The organism is Nitrospira defluvii, assembly GCF_905220995.1.
In the GTDB taxonomy this organism is placed as follows: Bacteria; Nitrospirota; Nitrospiria; order Nitrospirales; family Nitrospiraceae; genus Nitrospira_A; species Nitrospira_A defluvii_C.
Genome location: NZ_CAJNBJ010000017.1, coordinates 365334 through 378275, shown reverse-complemented (window position 1 = coordinate 378275; position 12942 = coordinate 365334). Strand labels below are relative to the sequence as shown.

Below are 12942 nucleotides of genomic sequence, written 5' to 3'. Positions count from 1 at the left end.
CTGGCCCATTTCTTTTCGTCGCAGCGATAGCTTAATATGCAGCCGAGCTCCGCGTTCCGACCGGAACGGCGGGGGTGGAGGAGGCATCACCATGGCAGAGGAACAATCCGGCGCACCGCACCAGGATGAGGCGGCCGCCAAGCAGAATATTATCCCCGGCGTCAAACACGTCGTCGCCATCAGCAGCGGTAAGGGCGGGGTCGGCAAGTCCACCGTGTCGGTCAATCTGGCGGTCGCCCTCGCGCTGACCGGCGCCAAGGTCGGCTTGTTGGATGCTGATATCTACGGCCCCAACATCCCGATGATGATGGGCGTGGAGAAACCCCCCGAACAGAAAGACGGCAAGATCGCCCCGGCGGAAAGCCACGGCGTCAAACTGATCTCGATGGGGTTTTTCGTCCCGGAAGACACGGCGGTGGTCTGGCGCGGTCCGATGGTGCACACCGCGATCCAACAACTCTTCCGGGATGTGTTATGGGGCGAGTTGGACTACTTGCTGATCGACTTGCCGCCCGGCACGGGGGACGCCCAACTCACGCTGACCCAGCTCGTTCCCCTGTCGGGCGCCGTCACGGTCACGACCCCGCAGGAAGTGGCCCTGCATGATGTGCGCAAGGGCATGATGATGTTCCAGAAGGTCAATGTGCCGCTGCTTGGTATCGTGGAGAATATGAGCTTTTTCGTCTGCGGCCATTGCGGAGAACGGACGGAAATTTTCTCCCATGGCGGAGGGGAGCGCGCGGCCGAGAAGCTGGGTATTCCGTTCCTGGGGCGGGTGCCGATCGATCCCGTCATTCGCGCAGGCGGGGATACCGGCAACCCCATCGTCGTCGCCAAGCCCGAGTCCCCACAAGCGCAGGCCTTTCGCGAGATCGCGGCCAAACTCGCCGCAGCCTTGCAAACGGGCGGCGTATCGGCGACCAAGAGTCGCATCGAGAGTTTATTAGACAAAATTAAACGACCGGCTACGGGTCGCTGACCAGGCGCCGGATCAGGGAAGACAGCCGTACTCAGGGAGGATCTATGGGCGAGTTGATCAGAATTGCAGGAACCGCTGACGTGAAGCCGGGAGCCGGCATGGTCGCGGAAGTCAACGGAAAGGCCATCGCCGTGTTCAATGTCGACGGTGCGTTTTACGCCATCGACAACACCTGTGTCCACCGTGGCGGACCGCTGGGCGAGGGTGACGTGGAAGGTGATGTGGTGTCCTGCCCGTGGCACAACTGGCAATTCAACGTGAAGACCGGGAGTTGTCTGAACAATCCCTCGGCCAAGGTGACCGCCTACGAAGTCACGGTCGAAGGTACGGACATTAAAGTCAAGCTGTGAGGCAGAGCCTGCCCGGGCGTGCCACGCACATCAACGTAACGACCATTCCAAGACCACAGTGATAGGAGGATCTCATGCCGGATAACCAGCTCACTCCGAAACATATCGAGATCGCCGAAACCTTTGTGCGGCTCTATGTCTTTCTGACCCAGTACATCGACCGCTGCGAAGACGAAGCGGCGCGGAAGGAATATCCTGAGGCGGAGCTGCAAAAACACCTGGCCGAAACCCGCGCCAAAATGATGGACATCCTGAAGGTGAATCCCGTGGTGAAGGGCAAGGTCGAAAAGGAATGCGAACGGGTTCTCGCGCTGGGGAGCAAGTGCCTCATGGGCGGAACGGAAAAAGTCGCAGCGTTGGACGTGTTGGGAGCGGAGCGGGTCATTCTCAAGAACAAGACCATCGCGCTCAGCGATCTGTTGGCCGTCTATCGCGCCTTGTAAGTCGCCATGCCGGAGCCGGCTGGAGAGAAACATCAACTCGCCGGGTTCGATGCCAGGGAGCGAGGCTTTAATCGTCCCGTGGAATTTCTGCGAACCTCGTCCGGCTTCCAGGCGAGCTTGCGATATGAAGCCGTCCATCTGCTCACTCCCGCTGCCGCCAGTACGGCCGATGCCCTGCAACAGCTGATCCACCTGTTACACGAGCAAGGCTACACGCAACTGCGTAGCCAGCAAAGTTACCGCGACGGCATCTACCTGGGCTCACAGGAACCTTGGATCGAATATCCCGACCGGCAACCGGAGCCGGAACTGGGCCTCTTGGGCCTGCTCAAAAAATGGTTCGGACAATCAGAAGGGTAGGTGCCTGATCCTCCGCAGAGCACCGACCTCCGCCGATTGACTCTCCCTCCGGTCACGCCTATAGTCCGCAAGGATCCGTCAGGCGTCGCGTAACGGTACGAACCGGCTTCAGTCTCATCGTACACGAGGCACACAACTATGATCTGGAGGCACCTCCTGCGACTCACCCTCGTGGGACTGCTTGTGCCAGGTGCAGCCCTGGCAAAAATCTACAGCTGTGATGCGCCCAATGGCGGCACCATGCTGACGGATCAGCCGAAGGGGAAACAGGGCTGCAAACCCATCAGCACGCTGTCACCCTCTCCACCCGGCGGGTACACCCCCCCGGTCGAAACTCCTTCGACCCCGGAGGCCGAATCGCTTCCCCCGCTTCCGCCCAATGCCTTCGCTCCTCCGTTACCTTCACCGATGACGGCACCGGGACAACGCCCACCAATCCCACCCGATCAGTCGCAGCCGCCGACCGGCTCACAAGCCGCAGGGGAGAAGGCGGCGCCGGAAGCCCAACGCTGTACGCCGCGCGTGAACCCGCTCAATCCCTTCGCTGGAATCAATTGCCCACCGGCATCCGGCAATCCCCCCGAGGAGACAACAAAGCACTAGCTCGACTCGCGCAGGCAGTGGCGGAGTCGCTTGATTGACTCTCCTTCTGCCCCTTCATATAATGCCGAACCAATCGTTTAAGCTGATCTGACAAGCACTTATGGCTGTCTTCTCATCCGGATTATTCTCCCGTCGCACCCAAGATCTCCGAGCCGGTCTCCGGCATGCCTTTGCCCTGCGTGCCGAACATCAGGCCTTCACCACGGAAGATCTCGCGCTGCTTGAACGGATCGCCGAGGCCATCGTGGCACGGCGCATGACGGCACCGGCCACGCTCTTCCTCGAATCGATGGGCCCCATGAATTTTCTCGGCAGCCAGGCGTTGCACTTCCTGGCTCCCATCGTGGAATGTATCTTCAACAGCAGCGAACTCGCACAGGTCGCCCGCCTGTTGGAGCAACGGGATTCACTGCAGCGCCTCACCGCGCTCATCGAAGCTAAGGCCGCAGCGTCCAAAGGAGCGCCGGCTCGATGACGGCAGCGCAGCAGTCTCCCGCGACATCAAACCCCACACATCCCTTGAACGTCATTGTCGCGACCGACTGCGGCAGCACGACCACCAAAGCCATTCTGATCGAGAAGGTCGGCGACGAATATCGCCAGACCTACCGCGGCGAAGCTCCCACCACCGTCGAGGCTCCGTTCGAAGACGTCACCCGCGGCGTGCTCAATGCCATTGCTGAAATCGAAGAACTCTCGGGCCGGACCATTCTGGACGGCGACCGCATCATCACGCCCAACCAGGCCGCGCAGGGCGACCCGAAGCGAGGCGTGGATATTTACGTGTCCACGAGCAGCGCCGGCGGCGGCTTGCAGATGATGGTGACAGGCGTGGTGCAGAACATGACAGGAGAAAGCGCCCAACGTGCCGCACTCGGCGCCGGTGCCATCGTCATCGACGTGCTGGCCTCCAACGATGGACGGTTGCCCTACGAAAAGATCGAACGGATTCGTACCATGCGGCCCGACATGATTCTCATGTCCGGCGGCACCGACGGCGGCGCCGTGACCCACGTGGTCGAGATGGCTGAGTACATCGCCGCAGCCGAACCTCGTCCGCGCTTCGGGAGCACCTACCGCCTGCCGCTCGTCTACGCAGGGAACAAAGATGCGCAGCCGCAAGTCAGCAAGATTCTCGGCGAGAAGACGGCGCTCGAATTTGCCGACAACATCAGGCCTGTATTAGAGCGCGAAAACCTCGCGCCGGCGCGCAACAAGATCCATGATCTGTTCCTTGAACACGTCATGCAGCAGGCCCCCGGCTATAAGAAACTGATCGAGATGGCGGGCGCCCCCATCATGCCGACTCCGGCCGCTGTCGGCGTCATCATGGAAACCATCGCCAAGCGCGAAGGCATCAATCTGATCGGCGTGGATATCGGCGGCGCGACGACCGACGTGTTCTCGGTATTCGGCGGCCTATTCAACCGTACGGTCAGCGCGAACCTCGGCATGTCGTACAGCATCTCGAACGTGCTGGCCGAAGCGGGTCTGGACAACATCATGCGTTGGGTACCGTTCACCATCGACGAACAGACCCTCAGGAATCGCATTAAGAATAAAATGGTGCGCCCCACGACCATTCCGCAATCGCTCGATGAATTACAAATCGAACATGCCATCGCTCGCGAGGCCCTGCGGCTGGCACTGATTCATCATAAGTCGCTCGCAACCGGGCTCAAAGGCTTGCAGCAGGAACGCACCATCTCCGATGTGTTCGAGCAACGCACCTCCGGCAAAACCCTCATCGACCTCTTGAAGTTGGATTTGATCGTCGGCAGCGGCGGCATCCTCTCGCACGCGCCACGCCGCATCCAATCCATGTTGATGATGGTCGATGCCTATGAACCGCTCGGCGTGACGACGCTCTCGGTGGACAGCATTTTCATGATGCCGCACCTCGGCGTGCTCTCTACCGTCAATGAACAGGCAGCCACCGATGTCTTCGTCCGCGATTGCATGGTGTATCTCGGCACGTGCATTGCGCCGATCGGGCAGGGCAAAGACGGGGAGCGTTGCGCCGACTACGAGATCGCGTTGCCGGATGGACGCATCGAAAAAGGCACGCTGGCGTTCGGCGATCTCAAGTTATTCAGTCTCACCCGCGATCAGCAAGCCACGGTCACCTTGCAACCGGCGAAGCAGGTGGACCTCGGCAAGGGACCTGGACAATCGTTCACGCGAACGGTGAAAGGCGGGGTAGTCGGTCTCATGCTCGACGGGCGCGGCCGGCCTTTACAGCTCCCGTCGGATCAAGCCGCCCGGGTCGCCATGCTGACACGCTGGTATCAGGCGGTTGGATTGTATCCAGCAGGGAGCTGATGGCTGATGCGAATGGCTTATGGCAAAGAGAGGTTGCTCACAACGTCTTGCAGCAAGGCCGCAAGGCGCAAGAGCCCCGAGTCGTACTGTTGTAGTACGGCGAGGGGAATGAGCAACTGAGAACGTCGCTGAAAGGCGTGTTCAGCAACCGACTATGGCGCATAGTTACACACCAGGCCTCACCGTCACCGAACGGACGACCGTCCGCCGTCGGCGCATGCTGCCATTGCCTGGCTCGGTCTTGGTCCAAATCGGCGACGCCGTGCGGGCCCACACCGCGGTGGCCCGCGCCGAGCTGCCGGGAAAGGTCGTGCCGCTCAACCTGGCCAACCAACTCGGCATCGCACCAGATGAAATCAACGACTATCTGGTCAAAAAGGAAAAAGACTCCGTCCAGAAAGACGACGTCCTGGCTGAAAACAAACCCTTCATCAAATGGTTTAAGACGGAAATTCGTTCGCCGATCACCGGCACCGTGGAATCTGTCTCGACGATCACGGGCCAGATCCTCTTGCGTGAACCTCCGCGGGTGTTGGAACTTCGCGGCTACATCGACGGCACCATCGCCGATGTCCATCCGGAGCAGGGCGTCACGGTCGAAACCACCTGCAGCCTCGTACAAGGCATCTTCGGTATCGGAGGAGAAACCAGCGGTGAACTGGTCATGGGCGTGAAGACGCCTGATCAACCACTGTTGCCGGAACAGCTCAACCCATCGATGAAGGGCAAGGTCGTCGTCGGAGGCGCGTTTCTCTCCGCTGCGACCATGGCGCGCGCGAAAGAACTCGGCGTCGTCGGCCTGGTCGTCGGGGGCATCCACGACAAGGATCTGCGCGCGCTGCTCGGGTATGATCTGGGCGTTGCGATCACCGGCACCGAGCAAGTCGGCTTCACGTTGATTCTGACGGAAGGGTTCGGCACGATTCCCATGGCGCCCAAGACGTTCGCCTTGCTCTCCGCCCATGCGGGACAAAAGGCGTCGATCTCAGGGGCCACGCAAATTCGCGCGGGCGTGATCCGCCCCGAAATCATCATCCCGCACAGCGGGCCGGCGGCAGCCACGAAGGTCGCGCAGGCCGAACGGGAAGGGATTCAGCTCGGCGACCCGGTCCGTATCATTCGCGACCCGCTGTTCGGCAAAATCGGCGCCGTCTCAGGACTCCCGTCGGAACTGCGCGCCATTCCGACCGAGAGCGAAGTCCGCGTGCTCGAAGTCCGTTTCCCGGACGGCACGACGACCGTGGTGCCGCGCGCCAACATCGAAGTGATCGAAGGAGCCTAAGCCGCGTGCTGCCTCGCGTCCTCATCGTGATCTTCATCATCTGCCTGCCGGCGCTGATGCCGCCGTTCGCTCCCGCGCAGACCATGCCGCAACAACTGCGTGTGATCGATACCCCCAGCGATGGAGGCGGAAGCCTGACGGTACTCTGGGCACCTTCTGCGAGCGACAGTGCCGGTACGAAATACCAAATTCTGGTCCACGAGGGCGGCCTGCCCCAGGACCCCACGGCCTGGAAGGTCGTGGCAGAATTTCCTGCCAATACGCGCTATGTCCGCGAGGGGAAGTCGGCTTGGTGGACGAGAGCGGGCAATCCCAATGAGCATCTTTTTTTGATCAAGAACGGCAAAGGCATGGAGGTCAAATCCGGCCAGCCCTATGCCGTCACCGTCGCAGCCGTCAATGGGCAGGAACGATTCATTGCGCCGCCGGTCGTCGCCTCGGCGGAACCGAACTGGATGAACTGGAACCAGGTGAACAACCTTGTGTTGGCCTTGATGTTCGGCGTGATCGTGTTTTATGCCATCAACCTGGCCAAGCGGAAAGATATCTTCCTCCGCCGTATTCCCGGCCTGGATGCCGTCGATGAAGCCATCGGGCGAGCCACGGAATTGGGCAAACCGGTGCTGTACATGACCGGCGCACATGATATGAACGATCCGTCGACGATCGCCGCCGCCGTCATCCTCGGACGCGTCGCCAAGAAGGCTGCGTCTTACGAAACGGAACTGCTGGTACCGCATCGCGAACCGATCACGATGGCGGTCTGCCAGGAAATCACCAAGCAGGCCTACATGGAGGCAGGGAAGCCGGATCTCTTCAAGGAAGACGCGAACTTTTTCATCACCAGCGATCAGTTCAGTTACACGGCGGCGGTCGACGGCATCATGCTCCGGCGGAAACCGGCGGCGAACTTTTTTATGGGGTCCTACTTTGCCGAATCGCTGCTGCTGACGGAAACCGGCGCCAGTACCGGCGCCATTCAAATCGCCGGCACCGACTCGGATCACCAATTGCCGTTCTTCGTGACCACCTGTGACTATACCCTGATCGGTGAGGAACTCTACGCCGCCAGCGCCTACCTCTCGAAAGAACCGATCCAGATCGGCACGCTACGCGGGCAGGACTTGGGCAAGGCCTTTATCCTCGGCGTGATCGGCGTCGGCACCCTGTTGGCGACGCTCGCCGTGATCACTGGCAGTGACTGGGCGCAGCCGCTGCTGGACCTGTTTAAGGATCTCAAATGATTTTCCTTCGCCGACAATTGCCGCTGCTCATCACCATGATCACGGGACTGGTCATGGCCGCGCAATACTACGTGCCGCATCCGGCCTCGGAACAACTGCTCACCACCGTCACGAAGTGGCTGCAGATCATCGGCGGCTTCGCGCTTGTGCTCGGCATCACCAGCCTCTTTCACCTGCATGCGGCCAAGATTCGCCGGAAGGAAGCGGGATGGGCCTATAGCCTGGTGCTCTATGTCGGTATGCTCGGCACCATCATCGTGGGACTCTGGAATAACGGCAAGGAGAGTATCGACGGCGCGCTGACGTCATTCGGTTGGGTGTATTCATATACCCTCGTGCCGCTGCAGGGCACCATGTTCGCCATCCTGGCTTTCTTCATTGCCTCTGCCGCCTACCGGTCGTTCCGCGCGCGGAGCCGCGAGGCCGCCGTGCTGTTGGTGGCTGCCGTGATCGTGATGATGGGGCGTGTGCCGCTCGGCGAATATATCCTGCCGCTCAGCGGCGATCTGTCGAGCTGGATTCTGAATGTGCTCAACGCCTCCGTGCGGCGGGCGATCCTGATCGGTGTCAGCCTGGGCGCCGTCGCCCTCTCGTTCAAAATTATCTTCGGCGTGGAACGCTCATACCTGGGCGGAGGCAAGGAATGAGTCTCGCCGAACGCATGTTGCGCATCGACCGGCGGATCATTTTCCTGGTGATCGGCCTCTGCACGCTGCTGCCGCTCCTGTTCCCGGTCGGGCTGCCCATCAAAATTTCCTCAGAAGTGCGCGGCGTCTACGACTACATCGAGGGTTTGCCGGAAGGCTCGGTCTTTCTTCTGTCGTTGGACTTCGATCCCGCGTCCAAGCCCGAACTCTATCCGCAGGCCATCGCCATTTTGCGTCATGCATTCAAGAAGAATCTGCGAGTGGTGGCCATGACGCTCTGGGTCTCCGGCACCGGTCTCGCCGACCAAATCCTGTCGCAAACGGCCAAAGAAGCGGGCAAGGAGAACGGCAAGGACTACGTCTTTCTTGGCTGGAGTCCAGGCGGCAGCGCCGTCATTCTGAACATGGGGCAGGACCTCTACAACGCCTTTCCCGCCGACTATGGCGGCAAACCCACCAAGGGCCTCCCGGTATTGGCGGGCGTCCAGAACCTGCGCGACGTCACCTATGCGGTCAGTCTGGGCGCGGGCAATCCCGGCGTCGAAGCCTGGTACGTGTTCGGCAAGGACAAATATAAGTTCGAACTCGGGGGCGGCTGCACCGGAGTGATTGCCCCGGGTCTGTATCCGCTGTTGCGCAGCGGGCAGATCAATGGCTTGATCGGCGGCCTGCGCGGCGCGGCGGAATACGAAACGTTGATCGGCCAGAAGGGGAAAGCGGTCGCGGGCATGGATGCCCAGTCGGCCACGCATTTGGCCATCATCGTCCTCGTCGCCACCTGCAACATCTTTTACTTCTCACTGCGGCGGCAACAGCGCCGGCAGGACGGGATGGGATCCTAGGCCCTATGGAATTGTCATTCTCCGTCATACTCGGCGCTTGGATCGCCACAGGACTGACCCTGTTCATCCTCTCGTTCCTCTACGAGGACAATCCGCTGTTCAAGCTCGCCGAACATCTCTATGTCGGCGTTTCGCTCGGCTACACCATCGTCAAGACCTACGACACGGTGGTGATGACCTTGATCGTCCGACCGATCCTCGACAAGGGGGAATGGTCGCTGTTGATTCCCGTGGGTATCGGCATGCTCATGCTCACACGCTACGTGCCCAAGGCGGCCTGGCTGTCGCGCTATGCCTTCGCCTTCATCGTCGGCGTCGGGGCGGGGTTGGCAATTCCCCGGACCATCTCGTCGTTCATCCTGAAGCAGATCGAAGACACCGTGCGTCCGCTCTTGAGCGCCGCACCGGGCGGCGGCATCACGTTCGACTATTCGCTGCTCAACCCGTCCAGCCACCTGAACGGCATCATCATCTTGATCGGTGTGGTGTCCGTGCTGTTTTACTTCTTCTTCTCGGTGGAACATTCGGGTCCTGGCAAGACCGTCGCGCGTGCCGGCATTCTGTTCTTGATGATCTCCTTCGGCGCAGCCTTCGGCTATACGGTCATGGCCCGTATGTCGCTGCTGATCGGCCGATTGACCGACCTCATCGAATTTTCCGACACCTCCTATGGACGCCCCACGCTGTGGCTTCTCCTCCTGACCGTCGCCACCCTCATCGTCCTCAGCCGCCGCAACAGCACCCATCCGCCGAATCAGTAAGCCATCGCCGGCACCACGAGATTGTTCGTGAAAAGCGACCAGGCTGTACATTGCGAAGCACCTGCTGCGCCGCAGGATGTTCAACAAGTCGTCCAGCAAGGCCGCAGGGAGTGAAGAGGCGAGGCGTACTGCGGGTCGTACATTGAGCCTCTGAACGATCCGAGAACGCCGCTGGAGGCGTTTTTCCGCATCCTGCTCAGGCTGTTGCGCCTGAGAAGTTTGCTCCGTTACAATGCGCGTCATTATGGAATCCACACCGACCATGACCGCCAAAGATCCCAAGCAGTATCCGCTGCTGCGCAACCTACAATTTTCGCCGATCAAGGAAGGGGAGGAGCAGTTCATCGTGCTCTGGGACCCCACCGGATTGAGCAAGGAACGTCTGGTCCTGCCGTTGAATTATTTCTTCATCGTGCAGCACCTTGACGGGGAGCATAGCGTCCAGGACATCGGCGCGATTTATCTGAAGCGCTTCGGCGAATTTCTCATGCCGAACAAGGTCGAGCAGTTGCTGGCCGATCTGGATACCAAACTCTTTCTGGAAGGTGAACGCACCGAGCAGGCCAAGCAGCAGGCACTGGCCGCCTATCGTCAGGCCCCCTCCCGCTCACCGCAATTTGCCGGTCGCAGCTATGAAGCCGATCCCGCCAAGTTGCGCGCCCAGATCAATAGCTTCTTCGTCTCGAAGGAAGGGCCGGAGGTGAAAGCCTCCGAACACAAGGGCAAACTCATCAAGGCGCTCGTCGCGCCCACCTACGAGATGAAACAAGCCGGACCGATCTATGCCTGGGCCTATAAAGAACTGCAGGACGCCCAGAAGCCTGATCTCTACGTGCTGATCGGCACCGCCCACTCAGGACTGGAACACCCGGTCGCGGTGACCGACAAAGATTTTCAGACACCATTGGGGCTCGTGAAAGTCGACCGCACGGTCACCGACCGGCTACGCGCGCACATCCCCTCCGCTTTCACCGACGAATTGGCACATCACAATGAACATGCATTGGAATTTCAGCTGCCGTTCCTGCAAGAGACTCTCGGCCAAGACCAGGCGTTTACGATTGTTCCGATCCTCACGGCGTTTTCGGCGGACAGCTTGCGCGATCCGCAGATCCGGGAGCAGGTCGAGACGTTTCTTCAGGCCTTAAAAGAAGCGCTCGCCGCCACCGGCAAGTCGTACTGCGTGGTGGTCGGCGCGGAACTGGCCCACATCGGCATGCGTTACGGCGACTCGGCACCGCCGACGGACTTCTCCTTTCATCGTTGCATGCAGACCGATCTCGAGATGTTGAAACATGTCGAGAACCGCGACCCGGAAGAATTCGCGAAGTTCATTCAGAAGGAAAACGACCAGCGTCGCATCTCCGGCTTCTCGCCGATCTACTCGATGCTGCGGTTGATCCAGGCTGAAACGGGGCAGGTGCTGCGGTACGATCGCGGGATTACGGATCAGTATAATTCGACGGTGACGTATGCCAGCCTGGCCTTCTTCTAGAGCAGAACGGTGAAAAAGACCGCCACCGTCGTTCTCGCGTCTCTCAGATCGCTCAACGTAGCGCATGGCTACGCCTCGCTCCTTCGTTAGCTGCGGCCTAGGTGAACGGTCGTTTTGACCGTTCTGCGGTAAGCTTCCTTAAACAGATCTCCAGATTCAATCTCCCCTCGAAACCATCCTCAACGCACCCCTAAGGGTACGCCTCCGGTTTTCTCTCGCCTGCGGCCTTGTTGGACGGGCTTTTTGAGCAACCTGCCTGAGAAAGCGACCCCTCGTTCTCAGCTTCGTTCTCGCTTCCCTCAGAACCTCAACGTACTAATCAGTACGCCTCGGCTCTTCGTTCGCTGCGGCCTTGCAGGATGACCTGTTTGCGCAGAGAACCACTACTTCACATAGAGCACTCCAGGCAGATCCTTCAGATTCGCCTCACCCGTCACGACATCCGCATTCTGGTCCAGGGCCGTCGCATAGACGATCGCATCAGCCATCGCTAAACCGTGCCGAAGGCTGATATCCGCGGCTAAATAGGCGATAGATTCGGTGAGTTGAACCACCTTGGTCGCATGAAGTCGTCCGCAAAATAGGATCGCAGTCTCCTCGCCACGCTCGCGCTTGATCTTTTTATAGACCTCGTACAACACAATGGTCGGCGTAATGATCTCGTAGCGGGAAGAAAAGTAGGCAGCATAACGATCAGCGAGTGGTCCCCCCGTAAAGAATTCGATCCATCCACTGGAATCCAACAGGATCTTCACACACGATCCTTCTTTTCTCGGAGGCCTGTCCTAGACATCCCCTTGAGTGCTCCCTTCAGCGACTTGAGCGGCACTTCCGGCACCAAGGTAATCACGCCACCCTTTTCGAGGACCTGCAAGCGCTGAGAAGGACTCAGGTGAAGCTTTTCTCTCACATCTTTTGGGATCACGATTTGGAACTTCGGCGAGATAGTCGTCACAGACACTGCAGCACCTCCTTACCGATTATCGATCGATCATCGTACCGTCATACACCCCACACGTCAAGGACGAAGGCTATGTCGGCACGTAAGCTGGCGAGCCCCGCTTCGCGTGACAGGCTGTTCAGAAAGGCCGTCCAGCAAGGCCGCGGGAAGCACGGCGACTGAGGCGTAATTTTTCGGAACGCAGGGGCGGACGAGCGACCGAGAACGATGCTAGGCGAGTTTTCTCGACAGTCTGCTAATAGGCGGGTACGCCGCCGGCCGGATCGGTATATCGGGTGGGGATCTTGAAATAGTCCCAGGTGGTCACGGCACCCTGCTCAAAGTAGACGCGAAAGGCGCTGGTGACGCAGGCATCGCGGCCGATGGGTGGGTACAGCCAGACGGTCACGGATCGGCCTTCATCGTCGACGCTTTTCTTGCACACCGGTGAACCCAACGCCAGGTAGACCTGATCCTCCGTCATGCCGCGAAGAATATTTCCCTTATCAATAGACCGGCGGACGCTCTCTGGGTAGGAAGAGTAATGCTCTGTCATCAGGCGCTGGCGCTGGCCGTCGCAAGCCGCGATGGTCAAAGCAAGCAGGAGGAAGCAGCAGGGACAGATCACACGGGAGAGGGGATTCGGTCGTTCAACAACGATGGTAGGCACAGTC

General features: G+C 59.8%; 16 protein-coding genes. 13 read left to right on the top strand and 3 right to left on the bottom strand.

Annotated elements, in window-relative coordinates; genetic code table 11:
- Positions 1–91 precede the first annotated feature (91 nt).
- The 13 genes from KJA79_RS16895 (at position 92) to amrB (ending at position 11328) form a co-directional block, all read left to right on the top strand.
- Positions 92–979, top strand: coding sequence for an Mrp/NBP35 family ATP-binding protein (locus KJA79_RS16895; protein WP_213043232.1), 888 nt, complete (start codon positions 92–94; stop codon positions 977–979).
- 44 nt (positions 980–1023) lie between these two features.
- Positions 1024–1329 (top strand): Rieske (2Fe-2S) protein, encoded by a 306-nt coding sequence (locus KJA79_RS16890; RefSeq protein ID WP_213043231.1) that lies wholly within the window; start codon positions 1024–1026, stop codon positions 1327–1329.
- A 74-nt stretch (positions 1330–1403) separates the two neighbouring features.
- The gene (locus tag KJA79_RS16885; protein WP_213043230.1) at positions 1404–1772 is read left to right on the top strand and encodes a hypothetical protein; all 369 of its coding nucleotides are present in this window, start codon (positions 1404–1406) and stop codon (positions 1770–1772) included.
- 6 nt (positions 1773–1778) lie between these two features.
- The gene (locus tag KJA79_RS16880) at positions 1779–2132 is read left to right on the top strand and encodes a hypothetical protein (protein ID WP_213043229.1); all 354 of its coding nucleotides are present in this window, start codon (positions 1779–1781) and stop codon (positions 2130–2132) included.
- A gap of 138 nt (positions 2133–2270) precedes the next feature.
- Positions 2271–2735 (top strand): hypothetical protein, encoded by a 465-nt coding sequence (locus tag KJA79_RS16875; protein WP_213043228.1) that lies wholly within the window; start codon positions 2271–2273, stop codon positions 2733–2735.
- Positions 2736–2835: 100 nt separating this feature from the next.
- Complete coding sequence (locus KJA79_RS16870; RefSeq protein ID WP_213043227.1) at positions 2836–3210, top strand: hypothetical protein; 375 nt, start codon at positions 2836–2838, stop codon at positions 3208–3210.
- The gene (locus KJA79_RS16865) at positions 3207–5057 is read left to right on the top strand and encodes a glutamate mutase L (protein ID WP_213043226.1); all 1851 of its coding nucleotides are present in this window, start codon (positions 3207–3209) and stop codon (positions 5055–5057) included. Before KJA79_RS16870 ends, KJA79_RS16865 begins: the two co-directional genes overlap by 4 nt.
- 154 nt (positions 5058–5211) lie before the next feature.
- Complete coding sequence (locus KJA79_RS16860) at positions 5212–6339, top strand: hypothetical protein (protein WP_213043225.1); 1128 nt, start codon at positions 5212–5214, stop codon at positions 6337–6339.
- Positions 6340–6344: 5 nt separating this feature from the next.
- Entirely contained in the window at positions 6345–7583 is a 1239-nt protein-coding gene (locus tag KJA79_RS16855; protein WP_246507745.1) for a fibronectin type III domain-containing protein, read from the top strand.
- Positions 7580–8230, top strand: a complete 651-nt coding sequence (locus tag KJA79_RS16850) for a hypothetical protein (RefSeq protein WP_213043224.1) — start codon at positions 7580–7582, stop codon at positions 8228–8230. Before KJA79_RS16855 ends, KJA79_RS16850 begins: the two co-directional genes overlap by 4 nt.
- A complete protein-coding gene (locus KJA79_RS16845) occupies positions 8227–9072 on the top strand; it encodes a hypothetical protein (RefSeq protein ID WP_213043223.1) in 846 nt (281 codons plus the stop codon). Before KJA79_RS16850 ends, KJA79_RS16845 begins: the two co-directional genes overlap by 4 nt.
- A 5-nt stretch (positions 9073–9077) precedes the next feature.
- The gene (locus tag KJA79_RS16840) at positions 9078–9833 is read left to right on the top strand and encodes a hypothetical protein (protein ID WP_213043222.1); all 756 of its coding nucleotides are present in this window, start codon (positions 9078–9080) and stop codon (positions 9831–9833) included.
- 244 nt (positions 9834–10077) lie between these two features.
- Complete coding sequence (gene amrB, locus KJA79_RS16835) at positions 10078–11328, top strand: AmmeMemoRadiSam system protein B (RefSeq protein WP_213043221.1); 1251 nt, start codon at positions 10078–10080, stop codon at positions 11326–11328.
- Between the two features lie 383 nt (positions 11329–11711).
- Here amrB and KJA79_RS16830 read toward each other — a convergent pair whose 3' ends face one another.
- From KJA79_RS16830 to KJA79_RS16820, 3 genes are all read right to left on the bottom strand, one after another.
- Positions 11712–12083 carry a type II toxin-antitoxin system VapC family toxin gene (locus KJA79_RS16830; protein WP_213043220.1) on the bottom strand — a complete coding sequence of 124 codons (372 nt, stop codon included), beginning with the start codon at positions 12081–12083 and terminating at the stop codon, positions 11712–11714.
- Complete coding sequence (locus KJA79_RS16825) at positions 12080–12289, bottom strand: AbrB/MazE/SpoVT family DNA-binding domain-containing protein (RefSeq protein WP_213043219.1); 210 nt, start codon at positions 12287–12289, stop codon at positions 12080–12082. Before KJA79_RS16825 ends, KJA79_RS16830 begins: the two co-directional genes overlap by 4 nt.
- 235 nt (positions 12290–12524) lie before the next feature.
- Positions 12525–12938 carry a hypothetical protein gene (locus tag KJA79_RS16820; protein ID WP_213043218.1) on the bottom strand — a complete coding sequence of 138 codons (414 nt, stop codon included), beginning with the start codon at positions 12936–12938 and terminating at the stop codon, positions 12525–12527.
- Positions 12939–12942 lie beyond the last annotated feature (4 nt).